Annotated in this window: 24 protein-coding genes and 1 tRNA gene; 4 read left to right on the top strand and 21 right to left on the bottom strand. The window is 70.6% G+C overall.

Annotation, left to right across the window (positions count from 1 at the left end):
* Positions 1–21 precede the first annotated feature (21 nt).
* From EV684_RS18020 to EV684_RS17920, 21 genes are all read right to left on the bottom strand, one after another.
* Positions 22–1,179 carry a cysteine desulfurase family protein gene (locus tag EV684_RS18020; RefSeq protein ID WP_132648678.1) on the bottom strand — a complete coding sequence of 386 codons (1,158 nt, stop codon included), beginning with the start codon at positions 1,177–1,179 and terminating at the stop codon, positions 22–24.
* Positions 1,176–1,535, bottom strand: coding sequence for a DUF3024 domain-containing protein (locus EV684_RS18015; protein WP_132648677.1), 360 nt, complete (start codon positions 1,533–1,535; stop codon positions 1,176–1,178). The genes EV684_RS18020 and EV684_RS18015 overlap by 4 nt, the downstream gene beginning before the upstream one ends.
* Complete coding sequence (locus EV684_RS18010) at positions 1,532–1,789, bottom strand: nitrogen fixation protein NifZ (RefSeq protein WP_132648676.1); 258 nt, start codon at positions 1,787–1,789, stop codon at positions 1,532–1,534. Before EV684_RS18010 ends, EV684_RS18015 begins: the two co-directional genes overlap by 4 nt.
* A gap of 9 nt (positions 1,790–1,798) precedes the next feature.
* Complete coding sequence (locus EV684_RS18005) at positions 1,799–2,134, bottom strand: nitrogen fixation protein NifZ (RefSeq protein WP_132648675.1); 336 nt, start codon at positions 2,132–2,134, stop codon at positions 1,799–1,801.
* The gene (locus tag EV684_RS18000) at positions 2,127–2,906 is read right to left on the bottom strand and encodes a 4Fe4S-binding leucine-rich repeat protein (RefSeq protein WP_132648674.1); all 780 of its coding nucleotides are present in this window, start codon (positions 2,904–2,906) and stop codon (positions 2,127–2,129) included. The genes EV684_RS18005 and EV684_RS18000 overlap by 8 nt, the downstream gene beginning before the upstream one ends.
* On the bottom strand, positions 2,903–3,487 hold the full coding sequence (locus EV684_RS17995) for a hypothetical protein (RefSeq protein WP_242478458.1): 585 nt from the start codon (positions 3,485–3,487) through the stop codon (positions 2,903–2,905). The genes EV684_RS18000 and EV684_RS17995 overlap by 4 nt, the downstream gene beginning before the upstream one ends.
* Before the next feature lie 6 nt (positions 3,488–3,493).
* Positions 3,494–3,880, bottom strand: a complete 387-nt coding sequence (locus tag EV684_RS17990; RefSeq protein WP_132648673.1) for a HesB/IscA family protein — start codon at positions 3,878–3,880, stop codon at positions 3,494–3,496.
* 2 nt (positions 3,881–3,882) lie between these two features.
* On the bottom strand, positions 3,883–4,077 hold the full coding sequence (locus EV684_RS17985) for a 4Fe-4S binding protein (protein WP_132648672.1): 195 nt from the start codon (positions 4,075–4,077) through the stop codon (positions 3,883–3,885).
* 24 nt (positions 4,078–4,101) lie between these two features.
* Complete coding sequence (nifB, locus tag EV684_RS17980) at positions 4,102–5,682, bottom strand: nitrogenase cofactor biosynthesis protein NifB (RefSeq protein WP_132648671.1); 1,581 nt, start codon at positions 5,680–5,682, stop codon at positions 4,102–4,104.
* A gap of 211 nt (positions 5,683–5,893) precedes the next feature.
* Positions 5,894–6,094 (bottom strand): DNA gyrase inhibitor YacG, encoded by a 201-nt coding sequence (locus EV684_RS17975; protein ID WP_132648670.1) that lies wholly within the window; start codon positions 6,092–6,094, stop codon positions 5,894–5,896.
* A 22-nt stretch (positions 6,095–6,116) separates the two neighbouring features.
* A complete protein-coding gene (zapD, locus tag EV684_RS17970; protein WP_132648669.1) occupies positions 6,117–6,872 on the bottom strand; it encodes a cell division protein ZapD in 756 nt (251 codons plus the stop codon).
* A gap of 27 nt (positions 6,873–6,899) precedes the next feature.
* Positions 6,900–7,526, bottom strand: a complete 627-nt coding sequence (gene coaE, locus EV684_RS17965) for a dephospho-CoA kinase (protein ID WP_132648668.1) — start codon at positions 7,524–7,526, stop codon at positions 6,900–6,902.
* A complete protein-coding gene (locus EV684_RS17960; protein WP_132648667.1) occupies positions 7,508–8,458 on the bottom strand; it encodes a prepilin peptidase in 951 nt (316 codons plus the stop codon). The genes coaE and EV684_RS17960 overlap by 19 nt, the downstream gene beginning before the upstream one ends.
* Positions 8,455–9,687 (bottom strand): type II secretion system F family protein, encoded by a 1,233-nt coding sequence (locus EV684_RS17955; RefSeq protein ID WP_132648666.1) that lies wholly within the window; start codon positions 9,685–9,687, stop codon positions 8,455–8,457. Before EV684_RS17955 ends, EV684_RS17960 begins: the two co-directional genes overlap by 4 nt.
* A 23-nt stretch (positions 9,688–9,710) precedes the next feature.
* Positions 9,711–11,432: a type IV-A pilus assembly ATPase PilB gene (pilB, locus tag EV684_RS17950; RefSeq protein WP_132648665.1), complete on the bottom strand. Its 1,722-nt coding sequence runs from the start codon at positions 11,430–11,432 to the stop codon at positions 9,711–9,713.
* A gap of 106 nt (positions 11,433–11,538) precedes the next feature.
* Entirely contained in the window at positions 11,539–12,756 is a 1,218-nt protein-coding gene (chrA, locus tag EV684_RS17945; protein ID WP_132648664.1) for a chromate efflux transporter, read from the bottom strand.
* Positions 12,756–13,766: a sulfotransferase family protein gene (locus EV684_RS17940; protein WP_132648663.1), complete on the bottom strand. Its 1,011-nt coding sequence runs from the start codon at positions 13,764–13,766 to the stop codon at positions 12,756–12,758. Before EV684_RS17940 ends, chrA begins: the two co-directional genes overlap by 1 nt.
* A gap of 85 nt (positions 13,767–13,851) precedes the next feature.
* Complete coding sequence (locus tag EV684_RS17935; protein ID WP_132648662.1) at positions 13,852–15,399, bottom strand: methyl-accepting chemotaxis protein; 1,548 nt, start codon at positions 15,397–15,399, stop codon at positions 13,852–13,854.
* Positions 15,400–15,463: 64 nt separating this feature from the next.
* Positions 15,464–16,015, bottom strand: a complete 552-nt coding sequence (locus tag EV684_RS17930; protein ID WP_132648661.1) for a cache domain-containing protein — start codon at positions 16,013–16,015, stop codon at positions 15,464–15,466.
* 743 nt (positions 16,016–16,758) lie between these two features.
* Positions 16,759–16,835 (bottom strand) — tRNA-Pro (locus tag EV684_RS17925).
* A 59-nt stretch (positions 16,836–16,894) separates the two neighbouring features.
* A complete protein-coding gene (locus EV684_RS17920; RefSeq protein ID WP_132648797.1) occupies positions 16,895–17,836 on the bottom strand; it encodes a polyprenyl synthetase family protein in 942 nt (313 codons plus the stop codon).
* A gap of 255 nt (positions 17,837–18,091) precedes the next feature.
* On the opposite strand from EV684_RS17920, the gene rplU reads away from it, so the two are divergent.
* The 4 genes from rplU to proB all read left to right on the top strand — a co-directional run bounded on the left by rplU (position 18,092) and on the right by proB (position 20,921).
* The gene (rplU, locus tag EV684_RS17915; protein ID WP_009857536.1) at positions 18,092–18,403 is read left to right on the top strand and encodes a 50S ribosomal protein L21; all 312 of its coding nucleotides are present in this window, start codon (positions 18,092–18,094) and stop codon (positions 18,401–18,403) included.
* Between the two features lie 14 nt (positions 18,404–18,417).
* On the top strand, positions 18,418–18,675 hold the full coding sequence (rpmA, locus tag EV684_RS17910) for a 50S ribosomal protein L27 (protein WP_132648660.1): 258 nt from the start codon (positions 18,418–18,420) through the stop codon (positions 18,673–18,675).
* A gap of 69 nt (positions 18,676–18,744) precedes the next feature.
* Positions 18,745–19,806 carry an Obg family GTPase CgtA gene (gene cgtA / locus EV684_RS17905; protein ID WP_132648659.1) on the top strand — a complete coding sequence of 354 codons (1,062 nt, stop codon included), beginning with the start codon at positions 18,745–18,747 and terminating at the stop codon, positions 19,804–19,806.
* Complete coding sequence (gene proB / locus EV684_RS17900) at positions 19,803–20,921, top strand: glutamate 5-kinase (protein WP_132648658.1); 1,119 nt, start codon at positions 19,803–19,805, stop codon at positions 20,919–20,921. Before cgtA ends, proB begins: the two co-directional genes overlap by 4 nt.
* The last annotated feature ends 2 nt before the right edge of the window (positions 20,922–20,923 follow it).

Here is a 20,923-nt window from a genome sequence, read left to right as displayed (position 1 = left end):
TCCAGTCGTGGAATCGTGGATTCAGGGGCAGGCCGCCGCCACGGCGTCCTGCAGCAAGGGGGCGATGGCGGTGTGCACGGCGTCCAGCGCCTGCTGCACCTGGGCCTCGGTGCTGTCGCGGCCGAGCGAAAAACGCAGCGCGGCGCGTGCGTGCAGCGCCGGTTCGCCCATCGCCAGCAGCACGTGCGACGGCTGGGTGCCGCCGGCTGCGCAGGCCGCACCCGACGAGGCGACGACGCCGGCGCGCTCCAGCCGGCCGAGCACGACTTCGGCGTCCAGCGTGCTGAAACGCAGGCAGCAGGTGTTGGCGACACGCGCGGCGCGCCGGCCGTAGATCTGCACGCCGGGCAGCGTGGCGCAGCCGGCCTCCAGCCGGTCGCGCAGCGCGGCGATACGTTCGACGTCGGCGGCCAGCGTCGCCGCGGCGCGGTCGCAGGCGGCGGCGAAGCCGGCGATGCCGGGCAGGTTCTCGGTGCCGCCGCGGCGGTGGCGCTCCTGGCGCCCGGGCAGCAGCGGCGCCAGCGCGAAGCCCTTGCGCACCACCAGCGCGCCGACGCCCTTGGGCCCGTACAGCTTGTGCGCCGAGACGCTCATCAGGTCGGCGCCCAGCGCCGCGAAGTCCAGCGCCGCCTTGCCGGCGAGCTGGGTGGCGTCGACGTGCATCCGGGCGCCGGCGGCGTGCGCCAGCTCGGCCAGTTCGGCCACCGGCATCAGCACGCCGGTCTCGTTGTTGGCGCCCATCACGCTGACCAGCGCGACGTCGGCGGCGATCGCCTCTTGCGCCGCGGCCAGGTCGACGCGGCCGTCGGCGTCGACCGGCAGCCGTGTCACCGGCACGCCTTCGACCTCCAGCCGTGCGGCCAGTGCCATCAGGCCCGGGTGTTCGACGCTGCTCAGCACCAGCCGCTGGCGCCCGGTGCCGCGTGTCGCCGCCAGCGCGGCGTGCACGGCGGCGTGGTTGGCCTCGGTCGCGCCGCTGGTGAAGACCAGCTCCGCCGGCTGGCAGCCGAGGAAGGCGGCGACGCGGGCGCGGGCGTCGGCCAGCAGCCGGCGCGCCTGCTGGCCGGGCTCGTGCGTCGACGAGGGGTTGGCCCAAGCGACTTCGAGCGCGTGCAGCATCGCCGCGACGGCCTCGGGCGCCGGCGCGGTGGTCGCGTTGTGGTCGAGGTAGACGCTCACGGCCAGAAGACCCGCGTCTCGTCGTGGCAGACCTGGGCCAGCGCGGCCTCCAGCGTCAGGCCCTCGCCGACCAGCGTCCAGCGGCCCTCGACGTGGTCGCGTGCGTGCAGCCGCCAGCGGCCGCTGGCGTCGGGCTCGAACCAGGCGATGGCGATCTCGCCGCCTTCGGGGTCGACCTTGCGCGAGCAGTTGGCGCTGAGGATCTTCCAGCCCGCGCCTTCGGCCACCAGGCGCGGGCGCACGTAGCGGTAGCGGCTGCGGGCGGCCAGCGCACGTTCGATGCGTGCGGCGTCCAGCGCGACGACGGCGGCACGCGGGCCGCGCTCGACGGGCGGGCGGCGCACGGCGGCGTTCATCCGCCGGCCTCGGCCTCGGTGACCGGCACGATCTCCTCCTCCAGGCAGCCGAGCACGCACAGGCCGAAGTCGACCATGTACAGCGGCACGTTGGCCTCGGCGTGGTGGCCGACCTGGACGATCTCGCCCGGGCCGCCCTGCACGATCAGCAGCTGGTCCTCTTCGGCTTCGGGCACCGAGCCGTCGTTGTAGAGGTCGACGGCGGCCAGGACTTCCTGGCCCCATTGGTAGCGCGGCAGGCGGGGATCGAGCATCGTGGGTCCTCAGCGCAGGTCGTCGAGTTGCCCGGCGCGCTCGCCCAGCCGGGCCAGCACCTCGGGCGGCAGATGGTCGAGCGTGCACAGCTCCTTGGCGCGCATGCCGACCTGCCGGCCGCTGGCCACGAACTCGACGGTGTAGATGTAGTACTGCTGCAGGAAGCTGCCGATCGAGCGCACGTAGCCGACGTCGCCACGCTCGACCAGCACCTCGCCGATGTCGCGGCCGCCGAAGGTGCCGTCGTTGCGCACCTTGATGCGGGCGGCGACACGTTCGCCGATCTCGAAGCGCGGCGGCCCCGCGAGTTCGACCTCGTCGTCGTCGCGCACGATGTCAGCCATGGCGGCGGCCCTCCAGTTCCTGCAGGCGTTCGGCGGCGCGTTCGCGCACCGGCGGCTCGGCGTCGAGCAGCAGGCGCTGCAGCACCTCGCCGACGGCGCGGCCGGCGGCGGTATGGCGCACCAGCCAGTCCTCGTCGCGCGCCAGCGGCTCCAGCAGCGCGGCCGGCAGGCGCTCGGCGGCGATGCTGCGCACCTCGGGCTCCGCGTCCTCGGCCAGGCGCCACAGCGCCGGCATGGGCACACGTTCGGCGACGATGCGCCGCACCTGCAGGTCGGCGTCGCCCATCATCAGCGGCAGCAGGGCCTCGGGCAGGCGGCGCGCGACGGTGGCGCGGACCTCGTAGTCGGGGTCGTGCATCAGCGTCGGCAGCTCGGCTTCGGCCAGGCGCTGGGCGACGCGGATGCGCACCTCGCGGTGCGGGTCGTCGCGCAGCCGTCCCAGCAGGCGCTGCGGCAGGCGCAGCGCGGCCTGCAGGCGCACCGTCTCGTCGGGGTCGGCCATCAGCGCCGGCAGGTGGAAGACGTCGGCGTGGCGCGCGGCGATCGCACGCACCTCGAAGTACGGATGGCCCAGCGAGCCGTTGGCCAGGCCGGGGTGGCGGCGCAGGAAGCGGTCGATGCGGCGCGCGTAGGCGTCCTGCAGGCAGGCGTGGCCGGGCTCGCAGCCGCCCGCGGCGCGCAGCGTGGTGTGCGGGCAGGCGGCGCAGTCGATGGCCTGGCCGTCCCAGCGGCGGGCGGGGATGTCGCTCCCGGCGCGCTCGGCGGCGTTCATCGCGCGGTTCCGGCGCTCTCGCCTGCGGCGCGCGCCCAGGCGGCGGCGCCCGTGGCCGGCGGCAGGCCGTCGGCGTCGGGGTCTTCTCCGACCAGCGCACGCACGCGCACGGCTTCCAGCAGGGCGCCGCCGACGTGGTCCTCGGGGTCCAGCGCGCGCAGCACGGCGAGCGCGTCCCGCGCTTCGAGCGGGTCGTCCAGGCGCAGGCTGAGGTAGGCGTAAGCCTTCAGCAGGAAGAGCAGGAAGCGTGTGCCGGCGTCGTCGCGGGCGCCGGGCAGCGGGCGGCGCGGCAGTTCGCGCCACACCGGCGGCAGGCCCAGCGCACGTGCCGCGACGACCAGCGCGCGGCGCGCGACGTCGCGCGCCGCGGCCGGGCGGTGGCCGAAGAAGTGGTGGCGGTAGAAGGCGATCAGCACCGCCGGATGCCCCGGCGCCAGCGTCAGGGCGCGCATCAGCGCGGCCATCGCGCCCGGCGGGTCCAGGCTGCGCAGGCGGCCGGCCTCGGCCAGCGCGGCCTCGGTGGCGGCGTCGAGGCCGCGGCCGAGCACCGCGTCGTCGAAGCCGTCGGCCGTCATCGCCATGCCCACCTAGGCGCGCTGGATGCGGCGCAGCGAGTCCAGCGAGACGCTGGCCTGGGCCGGCGGCGCCGCGCCGGCGCTGGAGCAGCCGCAGGCGGCCTGCTTCGGGTCGTGGAAACGCAGGCCGCTGGAGGTCGGCGTGTCGGCGAAGTCGACCGTCACGCCCTCCAGCAGCGCGGCGCTGGCCGCCGGCAGGAAGACACGCAGGCCGTTGACCTCGAGCACCGCGTCGCCGTCCTGCGGCGCGGCGTCCAGGCTGAAGCTGCTCGACAGCCCCGAGCAGCCGCCCGGCGTCACCGTCAGCCGGAACCCGCCGGCCGGATGTTCCGACAGGCGCAGCAGCCGCCGCATGAACTTCTCGGCGGCCGGGGTGACGACGACGTTCGCCGCGCCCATCGTCAGACCTTCTTGATGCAGTTGTCCACCGGGCACACCGCGATGCACTGGGGAGCGTCGAAGTGGCTCTCGCACTCGGTGCACTTGGCCGGGTCGATGATGAAGGTGCCACCCTTTTCGCGGATGGCGTTGTTCGGGCATTCGGCTTCGCAGGCCGAGCAGCCGGAGCACATGGAGGCGATGATCTTCAGGGCCATGGGGTTCTCCTCGTGGGGCAGGGATCAGGCCGCGGCGGCGCCGGTACCGGTGAAGGCGCCCTGGCGGATGCGCGCGTCGCCGCGCGGCTGGTGGACGACGGCGCCGCTGGCGATGCGTTCGCGGTAGTCGGCGAACCAGGCCAGCGCGGCCTTTTCGATGAACTCGTGGGCGTAGCGGTCCACCGGCTCGATGCCGGCGGCTTTCAGCTCGTCACGCGGGCAGGCGCCGATCTTGGCGACCAGCACCGCGTGGCAGTCGGCCAGCGCCTGGACGATGGACGGCAGCTGTTCGTCCTCGCCGTAGCCGCCCTGGCAGTACAGGTCGACGCGGCGGTGGCCGACGAAAGTCGCGGCACCGGCGCCGACCTCGTAGATCTGGAACTCGGTGGCGTGGCCGAAGTGCTGGTTGACCCGGCCCTGGCTCTCGCTGGCGACGGCCACCAGCACCTTCAGCCCGTCGTCGGCCAGCCCGGCGTCGAAAGCCTCGGCCAGCGCGTCGACCTTGGCCTGGTGCTGGGCCTGGCGCTGCAGTTCGACCTGCTGCTGGTAGGCGCGGCGCTTGTCCAGGTCGTAGACGACGGCCAGGTCTTCGATCTTCTCCAGCGTGAACTCGTCGCTGCGGTCCTCGCCGAGCATGCCGACGGCGTCGGCGCGGCACTGGCGGCAGTGGCGCATCAGGTTGGCGCCGCCGGCGCAGGCGTCCTGCACCGCCTTCAGCTCCTGCGCTGTCGGGCCGCGCTGGCCGGTGAGGCCGTAGAAGGTGCCGTGCTCGGCCTCCGAGATCAGCGGCATGATGTTGTGCAGGAAGGCGCCGCGCGCCTTGACCGCCCGGTTCACCTCGATCAGGTGCTCGTCGTTGACGCCGGGGATCAGCACCGAGTTCACCTTCACCAGCACGCCGCGCGCGCTGAGCATCTCCAGGCCGAGCATCTGGCGCTCGTGCAGGATGCGCGCCGCCTCGCGGCCGGTGATGCGGCGGTGGTCGTGGAAGATCCAGGGGTAGATCTGCTCGCCCACCGCCGGGTCGACCATGTTGATCGTGATCGTGACGTGGTCGACGTTGTACTGGACGATCTCGTCGACCCAGTCGGGCAGCGCCAGGCCGTTGGTCGACAGGCAGAGCTTGATGTCCGGCGCGTGCTGCTGCAGCAGGCGCATGGTCTCGAAGGTCTTCTTCGGGTTGGCCAGCGAGTCGCCCGGGCCGGCGATGCCCAGCACCGTCATCTGCGGGATCGCGCTGGCCACCGCCAGCACCTTCTTCACCGCCTGCTCGGGCGTCAGCTTCTGGCTGACGACACCCGGGCGGCTCTCGTTGCTGCAGTCGTACTTGCGGTTGCAGTAATGGCACTGGATGTTGCAGGCCGGGGCGACCGCGACGTGCATGCGCGCGAAGTGGTGGTGCGCTTCCTCGGAGTAGCAGGGATGGTTCTTGACCTTCTCCCAGACGGCCGCCGGCATGTCCTCGGGGCCGGCCGAGGAGCCGCAGCCGGACTTGCCGGCACCGCCGCTGCTGCTGCAGCCGCCAGCGCTGGCGGGCACGGCGTCGCCGAGGGCGGGCCGACCGCGGCGCAGGTCACCGATCGAGATGAAGGCTGTGTGGCTCATGGCGGGCCCGTCGGTTGAGGACGAGCCTGCACTGCGAGAGCCGTGCCATGCCTCGATCCCTTATGGATCAAGGACTTGCGGCAGGTGTGGGGCGTCGGTCGGCTGTGCTCTTCGCGACAAAACCGACAGCGGGGGCCTTAGCCCTCGCGCGTGAAATCGCGCTCGAGCCTGAGTCTGGCGTGCGAGGCCTTCCGGCCTTGCACGTCCCGTCTCAGTGGCTTGTCGGCGGGTTCGGCGTGTCGTCGCCGGCGTCGGGCGGCGCCGCGGCGGCGACGCGGTAGCTCTCGCTGGCCCAGGCGCCCAGGTCCAGGCTGCGGCAGCGTTCGCTGCAGAACGGGCGCCAGCGGTTCTCCGGCGCGTACGGCGCCGGTTGTTTGCAGGCAGGGCAGGGGACGAGGCGGGCAGCGGTCACGGGAGAAGGGCAGGAAAACGGGTCAGGCGCAGAGGGTGAGTTCGAAGTCGCGGTCCTCGGCGGCCAGGCGCAGCCGGCCGTCGGCGTCGGGACGCATCAGGCGCACGCCGACCATCAGCCGGTGGCCGGTCATCTCGGGCACCAGGCCGTCGGCGGCGTCCAGGCGCACGCGCATCAGCTGGTAGGTGCGGCCGGCCGGCAGGCTCTGCTGGTACTGGCCGCTGGCGGCGACGACACGCTGGGCCACGCCGCTGTCGCGCAGCAGCCCCAGCAGCACCTGCAGCGCCTCGGCCAGCGGCGACAGCGTCGCGATCCAGCCCATCAGGTCGGCGCGGCGCTTGGCCGGGTCGAGCTGCTGCCAGGCGTAGTACGAGGGCAGGTCGAACTCGCAGGTGCCGCCGGGGATGCCGATGCGGCTGCGGATGCCCATCAGCCAGTCGTTGCCCTGCAGCGCCTGGCCGGCCTTGCCCTGGAGCTGGTTGAGGCCGCTGAAGGCGGTGTCGATGCGGCCGACGATCTGGTCGAGCGCGGCCTCGGAGATGTACGGGTTGCCGCGGTAGGACTGCAGCTGGCTGCGGTGGCGCTCGAGCTCCTTCAGCAGGTCGCTCTTGAGATCGGCGCGCGAAGCGACGTCCATGATCTCGAAGATCGTCGCCAGCGCGAAGTGGTGGTCCACCGGCGCGTCGCGCGCGACGAGCTGCCCGAGCCGGTCGAACAGGTGTTCGAGCCGCAGCATCGTGCGGATGCCCTCGTTGAACGGGTACTCGTACAGGACCAAAGGCGGCGCTCTTCGTGGAGGGAATGCTCAGTGCGGGCCATTGTTCCACAGCGCCCAAAGCGCCCGGACTTCGGCCGCCAGTTCCCCGAGCGCCATCCCGTCATTGAAGATGACCGCGTCGGCGATGCGCCGGCGCGCGGCGCGGCTCGCCTGCTGGGCGATGACGCGGCGCACGGCGTCTTCGCTCCAGCCCGAACGGCGTTTCACGCGCTCCACCTGGGTGTCCTCGTGGCAGTCGACGACGAGGATGCGGTCGCAGCGTGCGCGCCAGTGCGCCGATTCGGCGAGCAGCGGCACGTCGAAGACGACCGGCGCGGCGCCGGCCGCGGCGGCTCGCGCCAGCGCCTCGGCGCCGATCATCGGGTGCAGCACGGCTTCGAGCCGGCGCTTGGCGCCGGGATCGGCGAAAGCGATGGCGCGCATGCGCTCGCGGTCCATCGCGCCGTCGGCGCCGACGATCTCCGGCCCGAAGGCCGCGGCCAGCGCCGGCAGCGCGGCGCCGCCGGGTGCCGTGAGTTCACGCGCGATCGCGTCGGTGTCGACGATGACGGCGCCGAGCCCGGCCAGCAGCGTCGCGACGGTGCTCTTGCCGCTGCCGATGCCGCCGGTCAGGCCGAAGCGGCGTGGCCCGGGCGTCAGGCCCAGCCGATCCACGAGAGCACGGTCTCGCGGCCGGCCAGCAGCACGACGAGGCCGCCGCCGGCCAGGAAGGGCCCGAAGGGCACGAAACGGCCTTCGCGCAGCGAGCCGGTGGCCTTCATGCCCAGGCCGACGACGGCGCCGATGACCGAGGCCATCAGCACGATCGGCACGATGGCCTGCCAGCCCAGCCAGGCGCCGAGCGCGGCCAGCAGCTTGAAGTCGCCGTAGCCCATGCCTTCCTTGCCGGTGGCGAGCTTGAACAGCCAGTAGACCGACCACAGCGAAAGGTAGCCGACCGCCGCGCCGGCGATCGCCTCGGCGAGCGTCTGCCCCGGCAGCCAGCCGAGCGCGGTGGTGGCCAGCCCGGCCCACAGCAGTGGCAGCGTCAGGCCGTCGGGCAGCACCGTCGTGTCCCAGTCGATCAGCGCCAGCGCCAGCAGCACGGCGACGGCGCCGCACCACAGCAGCACCGCCGGCTGCGCGCCCAGGCGCCAGGCGACGAGGCCGAACAGCGCCGCGGTCGCCAGCTCGACCAGCGGGTAACGCACCGGGATGCGCGCCTTGCAGGCCGAGCAGCGGCCGCGCAGCGCCAGCCAGCTGACCAGCGGCACGTTCTCGTACCAGCGGATCTGATGCGCGCAGGACGGGCAGCGTGAACGCGGTCGCGAGATCGTCAGCGGCGCCAGGCCTTCGAGCTTCTTCTCCAGCCCCAGCCCGGCCTGCGCCAGCCCGGCCGGTGCGTCGGCGCCGAAGACGCGGCGGAACGAGTCGCGGTCGGTCAGCTGGCCGGCGACGTCGGCCCACCACTGGCGTTCCAGCATCAGCGGCACGCGGTGGATGACGACGTTCAGGAAGCTGCCCACCGCCAGCCCGAACAGGGCCAGCAGCCAGGGGCTCAGCAGCAGCTCCAGCGGCAGCGCCGCGCTCCAGTCGGCGGGGATCAAACGACGGCGCCCAGCTTGAAGATCGGCAGGTACATCGAGACCACAATGCCACCGATCAGCACGCCCAGGATGACGATGATGAAGGGCTCCATCAGGCTGGACAGGCCCTTGACCATGTCGTCGACCTCTTCCTCGTAGAACTCGGCCGCCTTGCCCAGCATGTGGTCCAGCGAGCCGGACTCCTCGCCGATGGCCGACATCTGCAGCACCATCGTCGGGAATACCGAGGTCGCGGTCATCGAGGTGGTCAGCGCCGAGCCGGTGGAGACGTCCTTCTGGATCTGCTCGGTGGCCCGGGCGTAGACCGCGTTGCCCGAGGCGCCGCCGACGGAGTCGAGTGCCTCGACCAGCGGCACGCCGGCGGCGAACATCGTCGCCAGCGTGCGTGTCCAGCGTGCGATGACCGACTTCTCGATCAGCGCGCCGAACACCGGCAGGCGCAGCAGCAGCCGGTCCATGACCATCTGCATCTTCTCGGAGCGTTTCCAGGACTGGAAGAAGAAGTAGGTGCCGCCGAAGATCAGGCCGAAGATCGCCCACCACCACGCGACGAAGAACTCGGACATCGCGATGACGAACAGCGTCGGTGCCGGCAGGTCGGCGCCGAAGGAGCGGAAGACCTCCTTGAACGCCGGGATCACCCAGATCATGATGACCGTCAGCACGACGAAGGCGACGACCATCACGGCGATCGGGTACATCAGCGCCGACTTGATCTTCTGCTTCAGCGCCATCGTCTTCTCCTGGTAGATCGCCAGGCGCTCGAGCAGCGCCTCCAGGATGCCGCCGGCCTCGCCGGCCTCGATCAGGTTGCAGTACAGCGAGTCGAAGTACTGCGGCTGCTTGCGGAACGCGGCCGACAGGCTGGTGCCGGTCTCGACGTCCGGGCGGATGTCCGTCAGCAGCTTGGTCATGCGCGGGTTGGCCGCCCCGCGCGCGACGATGTCGAAGGCCTGCAAGAGCGGCACGCCGGCCTTCATCATCGTCGCCAGCTGGCGCGTGAAGATCGCGATGTCCTTCTGCTTGATCGAACGGCCGCCCGAGGTGCGGCGCTTCTTGACCTTGGTGACCAGGATGCCCTGGCGGCGCAGGCTGGCGTTGACGACGGCCTCGCCCCCGGCGCGGATCTCGCCGCGCACGAGCTTGCCGTTCTTGTCCTTGCCCTCCCACTCGAAGATCTGTTCCTTGGCGGCGCTCTTGGCGCGCGCTGCGGATGCTGCTGTGACCATGGATCGTGTCGGGAGGCGGTTGGTTATTCGTTGGTGACGGTGATGACTTCCTCGAGCGAGGTGACGCCCTGGCGCACCTTCACGAGACCGGACTGGCGCAGGTCGCGCACGCCTTCGCGCTTGGCCTGCTCGGCGATGTCCAGCGCGGTGCCCTCGGAGAGGATGACGCGCTGGATGGACTCGGTGATCGGCATCACCTGATAGATGCCGACGCGGCCCTTGTAGCCGTTGTTGCAGGCGGAGCAGCCGACCGCACGATACGGCTTCCAGCTTCCGTCCAGATCGGCGTCGGTATACCCCGCCTTGAGCAGCGCCTCGCGCGGATACTCGGCCGGTTTCTTGCAGACTTCACACAAACGGCGCGCCAGACGCTGCGCGGTGATCAGCAGCACGCTGGCGGCGATGTTGAACGGTGCCACGCCCATGTTCAGCAGCCGCGTCAGCGTCGTCGGCGCGTCGTTGGTGTGCAGCGTGCTCATCACCAGGTGGCCGGTCTGCGCCGCCTTGATCGCGATGTCGGCGGTTTCCAGGTCGCGGATTTCGCCGACCATGATGATGTCCGGGTCCTGGCGCAGGAAGGCCTTCAGCGCCGCGGCGAAGGTCAGCCCCGCCTTGTCGTTGACGTTGACCTGGTTGATGCCCGGCAGGTTGATTTCGGCCGGGTCCTCGACGGTGGCGATGTTCACGCCGGGCTGGTTGAGGATGTTCAGGCAGGTGTAGAGCGACACCGTCTTGCCGCTGCCGGTCGGCCCGGTGACCAGGATCATCCCGTAGGGGCGCTGGATCGCGGCGAGCAGCCGGTCCTTCTCGACCTTCTCGTAGCCCAGGGCCTCGATGCCGAGCTTGGCCGAGGACGGGTCCAGGATCCGGATCACGACCTTCTCGCCGAACAGCGTGGGCAGCGTGCTGACGCGGAAGTCGATCGCCTTGCTGCCGAACTTCAGCTTCATCCGGCCGTCCTGCGGGACCCGCTTCTCGGCGATGTCCATGCGCGAGATGACCTTGATGCGCGAGGCGAGCTTGTCCTTGATGGCGATCGGCGGCTGGGTGATCTCGCGCAGCTCGCCGTCGATGCGGAAACGCACCCGGTAGTTGTATTCGTAGGGCTCGAAGTGCAGGTCGGAGGCGCGCGCGTTGATCGCGTCGATCAGCATCTTCTGCAGGAAGCGCACGACCGGGGCGTCCTCCACCTCGGTGGAGACCTCGGCCTCGGCGGTGGTCGTGGTGTCGTCGCTGACGTCGAAGTCGAAGTCCTCGCCGGCCAGCGACTCGAGCACCTCGTTGGCGCTCTGGCCCTGGGCGTCGAGCTGGCGCATCAGCTTGTCGTACTCGACGATGACCCATTCCGGCGTCAGCTGGGTCGCGAACTTGATGCGTTCGACCGCTTCCTGGTCGGTCGGGTCGGCGGCGCCGATGAACAGCCGGTTGCCGCGTTTGCCCAGCACGATGACCTGGTACTGGGCTGCGGTCCGGGCGTCGAGCAGGTTGCGCGGCAGCTTCTGCAGGTCGACCGCGTTGAGGTCCAGCAGCGGCAGGGCCAGCGCGCCCGACAGCGCATGCGCGAGCTCGTCGGGCTTGAGCGCGCCGGCGGCGACGACGGCCGAGACGAAGCTCGTCTTGCGCTCGCGCGCGCTGCGCGCCAGGTCCTCGGCGGTGCGGGCGTTGAGCTTGCCGGCATGCACCAGGACGCGGGCGACGCCGGACAGTGCGGTCTGCTGCGTCTCGACGGTGGTGTCGGCGGCCATGAAGTTCAGTCCGGACGGGGCATAACCGGTCGATCATCGCCGATACGCCCCCCCCCTGTAAACGCCGAACAACGGCCGCGCTCGGGCCGTTTGTGACCGGCCTTGATCAGCCCGGCAGCAGCGCGGCCAGCGCCACCCCGACCGGGATCGACACATAGGGCGGCTGACGCCAGCGCAGCACGAGCAGCGCGGCGGCTGCCGTCAGCAGCGCGCAGGCCAGCGGCTGGGCCGCCAGCGGCAGTTTCCACCACAGCATCGCCGCCGCGCCGGCGATCAGCCCGACGACGGCGCAGCGCACGCCGATCATCGCGTGCTGGAAGCCGCGCTGGCCGCGCAGCCGGTCGGCCGCGCCGTCGACGCCGACGGCGATGACGGCCGTCGGCGTGTACACGCCGATCGTCGCCGCCAGCGCGCCCGCGAGGCCGGCGATCTGCATGCCGGTGAAGGTGGCGATGCCGACGATGGGCCCCGGCGTCAGCTGGCTGGCGGCCAGGCCGGCGGTGAAGCCGGCGTGGTCCAGCCAGCCGAGGCGGTCGACGATCAGGCCCTCGAGCAGCGGCACCATCACCAGCGCGCCGCCGAACAGCGTTGTCGCGATGCCGCCGAAGGCCAGCGCCAGGCGGGCGATGGTGTCCTGCGGCAGCAGCGACGGCACCAGCTGGAACACCGCCAGCGCCGCCGGCGCCAGGCACAGCAGGATGCGCGACGGCGCCATCGGCGGGCTGCTGGGCGCGGGCGCCGGCGGCGGCGCGGGCCAGAAGAGCCGGCTCGCCAGGCCGCCCGCGGCCAGCACCAGGATCGACGCCGACCAGAACGGCAGCGCCAGCAGCGCGACCGCCGCGGCCGCCGCCAGCGCCTTGTCGCGTGGTGCCGGCGTCGCCTTCTTCGACTGGTTCCAGGCCGTCTGCAGGAGGATCATCGCCAGCGGCGGCAGCACGCCGACGATGAATGCCCGCAGCAGTGCCGGATGCCCGGCCAGCAGGGCGTAGCCGGCCCACAGCGCGACGAGGATCACGAAGCTGGGCAGCACGATGCCGGCCAGCGCGGCGGCAAAACCCAGCCAGCCGCCGAGCCGGTGGCCCATCACCGCCAGTGCGTTGACGGCCTGCGGCCCCGGCAGCATCGCGACCAGCGCGATCAGGTCGAGGAAGTCCTTCTCTGCGATCCAGCCGCGGCGCTGCACGAAACGCTGCTGCGCCTGCGCCAGCAGCGCCATGAAGCCGCCCCAGGCGGTGAGCCCGAGCACGGCGCAGTCGGCGAACAGGCGTGGCGCGCTGTAGCCCGGCGGTGCGGCCGGGACGGAGGCTTGGCGGGTGTCGGGCATCAGGCGGTGACGGCGCGGCTGCGGATCTCGGCCAGCAGGTCCTCCTGCGGTTTGCGGGCTGCGGCGTCGGCCGGCGGCAGCGTCTCGCGGGCCTGGGTCTTGCGGCGCCGGTTCTCGGCGTCGAGCGCGGCCAGCGCCGCCGCATCGTAGCGCCGGGCCTCGCGGTCCTGGCCGACGAAGTGCAGCTCGTAGCCGAGATCGGTCAGCGAGGCGCCGGCCACCGACTCGAAGTCGACGATGTCGTCCGTGCGCATCTCGGCGAGCCACTTGCGGCTGTTGCCGGCGATCACCGGCTTGCGCACGTTCTCCCACATGCGGCCCGAGGCGGCGGTGCGGTCGGCTTCCTCGGAGCCGTGGTAGTCGAGCATCGAGGCGTGGAACTCGATGCCCAGCCAGGCACACAGGCGGCGCAGCGACGGCTCGGGCTCGGTGGTCAGCGACTCGTAGGACAGCGCGAGGAAACGTTCGGCCGGCACGCGCCGGCCGCAGTCCAGCGCGAGCTGCTGCTCGGCATGCCACTGGCGCGCGACGTGGAAGGCGGTCTTCTCGCCGACCACGGCCTTCATGAACGACAGGCAGACGTCGCGCCCGTCGCGGTACAGGTAGAGGTAGCGTGCGTCGGCGCCGAAGTAGCGTTCGATCTCGGGCAGGAAGTGCACGTTGGCGAGCGACTTGCACACCCAGTCGGGTTTGCCGGCGGCTTCGGCCATGCGGTCCATGACCGCGCCGAAGACCGCGACCAGGCTGCGCTCGCGGCACCGGTGCCGCAGGTCGGCACGATCGAGCGACACCGGCCACGGCACCGGGTTGGTCTCGACGAGGCGGGCGACGTCGTCGACCAGCGTCTCGAAGGCGCTGTCGTTCTGCAGGTCGCCGTACAGCGACAGCAGCGGGGCGAAACGTTCGAGCACGTGCGGCGGATGCGGCGCCGCGAGGCTGGGCGCCTGGTTGAGCATCAGGCGCAACAGGTTGGATCCGGAACGCTGGGTTCCGACCATGAAGATCTTCACGTGGGGGCTCTCCGATGACGGCGCGAAGGCAAATGGGCGCAGCCCGCGCCGTGGCCGCGCCCGAAGGAAGGACCGCCCCCTGGTGTCAGGCAGTCGTGGCGACGCGGAAGACGCGCACCGCGTCGACCAGCGTCTGGGCCTGTTGTTTCAGGCTCTCGGTGGCCGCGGTCGTCTGCTCGACCAGTGCGGCGTTCTGTTGGGTCACCTGATCGAGCTGGGTCACCGCGTCGTTGACCTGGCCGATGCCGCTGGTCTGCTCGACGGTGGCCTGGCTGATCTCCTGGATCAGCTGCGAGACGCGCTGCACCTGGGTGACGATCTCGGTCATCGTGCTGCCGGCGTCGGCCACCAGGCGCGAGCCGGTCTCGACCTTCTCGACCGAGTTGCCGATCAGGGCCTTGATCTCGCGCGCCGCGCCGGCGCTGCGCTGGGCCAGCGAACGCACCTCGCCGGCGACGACGGCGAAGCCGCGGCCCTGCTCGCCGGCGCGTGCCGCCTCGACCGCGGCGTTGAGCGCCAGGATGTTGGTCTGGAACGCGATGCCGTCGATGACGCCGATGATGTCGGCGATCTTGCGCGAGCTCTCGGTGATCTCGTGCATCGTGCTGACGACCTCGGTGACCACCTGGCCGCCGCGCGTGGCCGCGGCGCTGGCCGAGCCGGCCATCTGGGCTGCAGCGCGGGCGGTGTCGGTGTTGTTGCGCACCGTCGAGTTCAGCTGGTCCATGGACGCGGCCGTCTGCTGCAGGTTGGACGCCTGCTGCTCGGTGCGCTGGCTCAGGTCGGCGGTGCCGGTGGCGATCTCCTCGGAGGCCGTCTGCAGCGTCTCGGCCGCGTGGCGCACCTGGTCCATGGTGCGGCTGAGGTTGGCGTTGACGGTCTCCAGCGCATTCAGCACGCGGCCGACCTCGTCGTTGGCGTCGACCTGGATGCGCCGCGTCAGATCGCCCTCGGCGACGGCCTGCGCGACCTCGACGGCCTGCTCCAGCGGCCGCGTGATGCCGCGCTGGATGCGCCAGGCCACCACCGAGCCGAAGATCAGCGCCGTGGCCGCCAGACCGACGATCAGCGCCACCGCGTGGCGGTAGGCCTCGTCGGCGGCCAGGTTGCGCTGGCGCGAGGATTCCTTGATCGCGTCGACCACCTCGCCCAGCGCCGCGATGAGCGCCAGCTGGGCCGGGCGCAGCTCGGCGCGCACGACTTCCGCGGCGCCCGCGAGGTCGTCGGACATCGAACGTTCGACGGCTTTCTCCGCCGGCGCCCGCGTGGCCGCCATGGCGACCTGGGCCTTGTCGAACGCGGCCTTGATCTGCGGCTCTTCGGTCAGCAGCTCGGCCAGTGCCTTGGCGGTGCGCTCGTAGTCCTCGCGCGACTTGCGCATCAGGTCGATTTCCTTCTTCTTGAAGGCCATGTCGTCCTGGAGCACGACGTCGCGGATCGCCATGCCCTGGAAGCGCGCGAGGTCGCGCAGGTTGCCGGCCAGGCGCTCGGGCGCCTCGCCGGTGACGGCGGCCAGATCGGCCTTGATGGCCGACAGCCGGGTCAGCGAGATCGTGCTGATGACGACCATCAGGCCCAGCACGGTGGCAAATCCGAGGGCGAGCCGGACGCCGACCTTCATGTTCTTGAACATCGGTACTCCCAACGTGGGGCCATTCGAGGCGGCCTGCCGGCGCTGCGGCAGACCGAGCGGGGAATCAGTTCGCGCTGACGCCGGCTTGGATCACGCCGATCGGCTTGCCGCCATCGAGCACCGGCGCGGCCACGTGCACGCTCGGGATCTGCGTCGTCGTGTCGGGCTTGATTTCGCCGGCCGACCAGGGCTGGCCCTTGATGGGGTTGGCGAACACCGGGCGCGAGGCGTTGTTGTAGATCAGCGGCTTGGTGCTGCCGGCGACGATGTTGCCCTTCTGGTCGCGCAGCAGGATCTTGTTGATCGTCGGTTCGGCCTTCTCCCACTTGGCGATCTGCTGGCTGGCCTTGTTCGACAGCATCGCCTTGACGGCGGGATCGTCCTCGGTGAGGTCGACCCACTTGCCGTTGTTCATGCCGCCGGTGTCGCGCGCGTTCGCCTCGCGCACGGCGGCCACGAGCAGCGGATCGGCCGCCATCTCGACCAGGCGCTTCTTGGCCTTGTCGACCTTGGCCTGGACGTCCGCCGGAAGGTCGGCTGCCGACACGAAGCCGGTGCCCAGGGCAAGCAGGGCGGAGACGATCACGAGGCGGCGTGCGGGACGGAAGCAATGCATGACGGGGCTCCTTGCAGTTTTGGGGCCCGAGACGGGCCGGAATTCAAGCTCATTCATCGGCAGGAACCGGGGCCGGATTGAGTGCATTCCGGGTGTGAGGATTTCACGTTCTTCGATCCCTGTTCGCGGCGTCGAAACAGAAATGACCTTATTGCCACTTCGGCCTCATTAGCCATCGAACGGCGAATTGTGTTCGCTGCGCTGTCGATATTTCGCGGCCCTGCGGAAGCCGATCTGAGATGGTGCGCAGCACGTCACGGCGCAAGGCGCCAGTCGACGGGCGTCTGATCCTGGACAAGGCGGTGGCGGGATCCCCCGGCGCACCCGGGAATGGAATGCGCCCCGCGGGGCGCTTGATCGGACGATCGGGGTCGAACTTGAGTCGTTCGAGTTCGGGGTTTCATTCCTTCGGTGGAACGGCTGACGAAACAATTTCGTCACATCCTCTCGAGGGTGGAAGGGTTATCCCTTGTTAGCGAATCGAACGTAATGCCTGTAATGGCTTCAGGGCCGGCAGGCGGCAGGCGGCAGGCGGGCGTTGCGGCTGCCAAACCCTGCAGGCGTGGCGGCGCCCCGCTGCTGCCGTATCGGCACAGCTGGCGGTGCTGGTGCGCAGAGGGGCCCAAAGCAAGATGCCCCAGCCGCCTTGCGGCGCTGGGGCATCTTGGGAGATCGTCGCCGCGCTCATGTCGAGCGCAACCGGCTTGCCGTAGCAGCCGTCAGTGTTGGCGAAGAAGGAAGTCTGGTCGGGGTGAGAGGATTCGAACCTCCGGCCTCTACGTCCCGAACGTAGCGCTCTACCAGGCTAAGCTACACCCCGATTTGGCACCGATCACAAGAGCGGGTCTTGCACTGTGCCTGTCGTTTCGGCTGCTCGGGTCAAGAAGACCGGTGAACAGCGCGAAAACAAAATTCTAGCAGAGCTTCGCGGGCTTTGGAAACTGGCAGCAGCTCAAGCGTTGCGCGGGCCATGTCGGCCTGGGTCTGGGCGGCCTCGCGTGTGGCCTCCAGCGCCCCGGTGCGGCGCACGATCTCGATGATCTGGGGCAGGCGTTCGAGCTCGCCGTGCTCGATGGCGTGGCGGATCAGCTCGCGCTCGTCGGCCGTGCCGCGTTCCATCGCGATCAGCAGCGGCAGCGTCGGCTTGCCTTCGCGCAGGTCGTCGCCGACGTTCTTGCCGAGTTCGTCGCTGTTGCCTTCGTAGTCGAGCAGGTCGTCGACGAGCTGGAAGGCGGTGCCCAGCGAGCGGCCGTAGTCGGCGCAGGCTTCCTCCACCTCGGGCGTGGCGCCGGCGAGCACGGCGCCCAGGCGGGCGCTGGCCTCGAACAGCTTGGCGGTCTTGAAGCGGATGACACGCAGGTACTCGTCGACCGCGAGGTCGGCGTCATGCATGTTCATCAGCTGCAGCACCTCGCCCTCGGCGATGACGTTGGTCGCTTCGGCCAGCACCTCGAGCACCCTCATGCTCTTGACCGAGACCATCATCTGGAAGGAGCGCGAGTACAGGAAGTCGCCGACCAGCACCGCCGCGGCGTTGCCGAACATCGAGTTCGCGGTCGCGCGGCCGCGGCGCAGCGCGGACTCGTCGACGACGTCGTCGTGCAGCAGCGTCGAGGTGTGGATCAGCTCGACAACAGCCGCCAGCTCGTAACGCTCGGGGCCGCGGAAGCCCAGGGCTTCGGAAAACAGCAGCAGCAACCGCGGGCGCATGCGCTTGCCGCCGGCGCCGATGATGTAGCTGGCGATCTGGTCGATCAGGGCGACCTTGGACGACAGCCGGGCGCGGATGACCGCGTCCACCTGGCGCATCGCGGCGTCCATCGGGTCGTCGACGTTGGGGGGGGAAGCGGTGGTCTGGAGCACGGGACGCGCCGGTTGATTCGGTCGGATTATAGGAAGGCGCCCCCGTCGCCGTCCGGCGGGCCTCTCATTGCCGCCCTGGCCGGCTGCGTGCGGACATGCACGCGCGGGATCGGCTCGGGGCGGGCGGACATGCTATACTGAAAGGCTCTGCGTGGTTTGTGGTCTGTCACAGGGCGTCATGCACGCGGAGATCTCAACGTAAGGAAGGCACACATGTACGCGGTCATAAAAACCGGCGGCAAGCAATACAAGGTTGCTGCGGGCGAAAAGATCAAGGTAGAACAGATTGCTGCGGACGTGGGCCAGGAAATCGTGATCGAGCAGGTGCTGGCCGTCGGGAACGGCGCCGACCTGCAGATCGGGGCTCCCTGGGTCGCGGGTGCAAGCGTCAAGGCCACCGTCGTGGCGCACGGCCGGCACGACAAGGTCCGCATCTTCAAGATGCGTCGCCGCAAGCACTACCAGAAGCACGGCGGCCACCGCCAGAACTACACCGAGCTGGAAATCGGCTCCGTGAACGTCTGAAGGAGCAGTAAACCATGGCACAGAAAAAGGGCGGCGGCTCAACCCGCAACGGTCGCGACTCCAAGCCGAAGATGCTCGGCGTGAAGGTGTTCGGCGGCCAGGTCATCTCGGCCGGCTCGATCATCGTGCGCCAGCGCGGCACGCGTTTCCACGCCGGCGTCAACGTCGGCATGGGCCGTGACCACACGCTGTTCGCGCTCGTCGACGGCAACGTTTCGTTCGCGATCAAGGGCGAGAAGAATCGCCAGACGGTGAACGTCACGCCGGTCTAAAGGCCGACGCGACCTTCGATCCCGAAGCCCCGGCCCGCCGGGGCTTCGTCTTTTCTATCATCTCGCACCATGAAGTTCGTAGACGAAGCCACCATCGACATCGCCGCAGGCAACGGCGGCGCCGGCTGCGTCAGCTTCCGGCGCGAGAAGTTCATCCCGTTCGGCGGCCCCAACGGCGGCGACGGCGGGCGCGGCGGCAGCGTCTGGGCGCAGGCCGATCGCAACATCAACACGCTGATCGACTACCGCTACGCGCGCCGCCACGAGGCGCGCAACGGCGAGTCCGGCCGCGGCGCGGACCAGTTCGGCGCGGCCGGCGAAGACATCGTGCTGCGCATGCCGGTCGGCACCATCATCACCGACATGGACAGCGGCGAGGTGCTGTGCGAGCTGCTCGAGCACGACCAGCGCGTGCTGATCGCCAAGGGTGGCGACGGCGGCTTCGGCAACCTGCACTTCAAGACCAGCACCAACCGCGCCCCGCGCCAGAAGACGCCCGGCTGGCCCGGCGAGGCGCGCAAGGTCAAGCTCGAGCTGCGTGTGCTGGCCGACGTCGGCCTGCTGGGCATGCCCAACGCCGGCAAGAGCACGCTGATCTCGGCGATCTCCAACGCGCGGCCGAAGATCGCCGACTACCCGTTCACGACGCTGCACCCGAATCTCGGCGTCGTGCGTGTCGGCCCGGAGCGCAGCTTCGTCGTTGCCGACATCCCCGGCCTGATCGAAGGCGCCAGCGAAGGCGCGGGCCTCGGTCACCGCTTCCTGCGCCACCTGCAGCGCACGCGGCTCTTGCTGCACATCGTCGACATCGCGCCCTTCGACGAAGGTGTCGACCCGGTGCAGCAGGCCAAGGCCATCGTTGCCGAGCTGAAGAAGTACGACCCCGAGCTGCACGCCAAGCCGCGCTGGCTGGTGCTCAACAAGGTCGACATGCTGCCGGCCGAGGAACGCGAGGCGCGCGTGAAGGACTTCGTGCGCCGGCTGCGCTACAAGGGCCCGGTCTACGTGATCTCGGCGCTGGCGCGCGAGGGCCTGGAGCCGCTGGTCGAGGGCATCTGGAAACACGTCGCCAGCTACCAGCAGGAAGCCCCGCTGCCCGATCCGCGCTTCGACAATCCGCCAGCCGAATGAGCACCGTCCTCGCGTCCGCCCGCCGCATCGTCGTCAAGGTCGGCTCCAGCCTCGTCACCAACGAAGGCCGGGGTGTCGACGCCGAGGCCATCGGCAACTGGTCGCGGCAGCTCGCGGCGCTGGCGCGCGATGGCCGCGAGGTCGTGATGGTGTCCAGCGGCGCGATCGCCGAAGGCATGAAGCGCCTGGGCTGGACGACGCGGCCCAAGGAGCTCAACGAGCTGCAGGCCGCGGCCGCCGTCGGCCAGATGGGGCTGGCGCAGATGTACGAGACTCGGCTGTCCGAGCAGGGCCTGCGCAGCGCGCAGGTGCTGCTGACGCACGCCGACCTGGCCGACCGCGAGCGCTATCTCAACGCGCGCTCGACGCTGCTGACGCTGCTCGCGCTGGGCGTCGTGCCGGTGATCAACGAGAACGACACCGTCGTCACCGACGAAATCAAGTTCGGCGACAACGACACGCTGGGCGCGCTGGTCGCCAACCTGATCGAGGCCGACGCGCTGGTGATCCTGACCGACCAGCGCGGCCTGTACTCGGCGGATCCGCGCAAGGACCCCGAGGCACGTTTCATCGACGTCGCCACCGCCGGCGATCCGGCGCTGGAGCAGATGGCCGGCGGCGCCGGTTCGAGCATCGGCCGCGGCGGCATGATCACCAAGGTGCTGGCGGCCAAACGTGCGGCCGGCAGCGGCGCCTCCACCGTCATCGCCTGGGGCCGCGAGCCCGAGGTGCTGCTGCGCCTGGCGCGCGGCGAGGCGATCGGCAGCGCGCTGGTCGCCGGCACGCCGAAGTTCGCGGCACGCAAGCAGTGGATGATCGACCACCTGCAGCTTCGTGGCGCGGTCGTCGTCGACGCCGGCGCGGCGCTGAAGCTGCGCGAGGACGGCAAGAGCCTGCTGCCGATCGGTGTCGTCGAAGTGCAGGGCGAATTCGCACGCGGCGACGTCATCGCGGTGCTGGCGCCGGGCGGCGAGGTGATCGCACGCGGGCTGGCGAACTATTCGTCGGCCGAGGCGCGGCTGATCGCGCGCCACGCGTCGTCGCAGATCGAGTCACTGCTGGGCTACGCCAACGAGCCCGAGATGATCCACCGGACCAACCTGGTCCTCGTCTGAGC

The sequence above is a fragment of the Rubrivivax gelatinosus genome (genome assembly GCF_004340905.1).
Taxonomy (GTDB): domain Bacteria; phylum Pseudomonadota; class Gammaproteobacteria; order Burkholderiales; family Burkholderiaceae_C; genus Rubrivivax; species Rubrivivax gelatinosus.
This window is presented reverse-complemented; position numbering and strand designations above follow the sequence as displayed.

Excerpts from the sequence above, each read along its gene's own strand:
- EV684_RS18015 (WP_132648677.1), bottom strand. The coding sequence starts at position 1,535 with ATGAACGCCGCCGTGCGCCGCCCGCCCGTCGAGCGCGGCCCGCGTGCC.
- EV684_RS18010 (WP_132648676.1), bottom strand. The coding sequence starts at position 1,789 with ATGCTCGATCCCCGCCTGCCGCGCTACCAATGGGGCCAGGAAGTCCTG.
- EV684_RS18005 (WP_132648675.1), bottom strand. The coding sequence starts at position 2,134 with ATGGCTGACATCGTGCGCGACGACGACGAGGTCGAACTCGCGGGGCCG.
- EV684_RS18000 (WP_132648674.1), bottom strand. The coding sequence starts at position 2,906 with ATGAACGCCGCCGAGCGCGCCGGGAGCGACATCCCCGCCCGCCGCTGG.
- EV684_RS17995 (WP_242478458.1), bottom strand. The coding sequence starts at position 3,487 with ATGGCGATGACGGCCGACGGCTTCGACGACGCGGTGCTCGGCCGCGGC.
- EV684_RS17990 (WP_132648673.1), bottom strand. The coding sequence starts at position 3,880 with ATGGGCGCGGCGAACGTCGTCGTCACCCCGGCCGCCGAGAAGTTCATG.
- EV684_RS17985 (WP_132648672.1), bottom strand. The coding sequence starts at position 4,077 with ATGGCCCTGAAGATCATCGCCTCCATGTGCTCCGGCTGCTCGGCCTGC.
- nifB (WP_132648671.1), bottom strand. The coding sequence starts at position 5,682 with ATGAGCCACACAGCCTTCATCTCGATCGGTGACCTGCGCCGCGGTCGG.
- EV684_RS17955 (WP_132648666.1), bottom strand. The coding sequence starts at position 9,687 with ATGGTCACAGCAGCATCCGCAGCGCGCGCCAAGAGCGCCGCCAAGGAA.
- pilB (WP_132648665.1), bottom strand. The coding sequence starts at position 11,432 with ATGGCCGCCGACACCACCGTCGAGACGCAGCAGACCGCACTGTCCGGC.
- chrA (WP_132648664.1), bottom strand. The coding sequence starts at position 12,756 with ATGCCCGACACCCGCCAAGCCTCCGTCCCGGCCGCACCGCCGGGCTAC.
- EV684_RS17935 (WP_132648662.1), bottom strand. The coding sequence starts at position 15,399 with ATGTTCAAGAACATGAAGGTCGGCGTCCGGCTCGCCCTCGGATTTGCC.
- EV684_RS17930 (WP_132648661.1), bottom strand. The coding sequence starts at position 16,015 with ATGCATTGCTTCCGTCCCGCACGCCGCCTCGTGATCGTCTCCGCCCTG.
- EV684_RS17920 (WP_132648797.1), bottom strand. The coding sequence starts at position 17,836 with ATGGACGCCGCGATGCGCCAGGTGGACGCGGTCATCCGCGCCCGGCTG.
- rplU (WP_009857536.1), top strand. The coding sequence starts at position 18,092 with ATGTACGCGGTCATAAAAACCGGCGGCAAGCAATACAAGGTTGCTGCG.
- rpmA (WP_132648660.1), top strand. The coding sequence starts at position 18,418 with ATGGCACAGAAAAAGGGCGGCGGCTCAACCCGCAACGGTCGCGACTCC.
- cgtA (WP_132648659.1), top strand. The coding sequence starts at position 18,745 with ATGAAGTTCGTAGACGAAGCCACCATCGACATCGCCGCAGGCAACGGC.
- proB (WP_132648658.1), top strand. The coding sequence starts at position 19,803 with ATGAGCACCGTCCTCGCGTCCGCCCGCCGCATCGTCGTCAAGGTCGGC.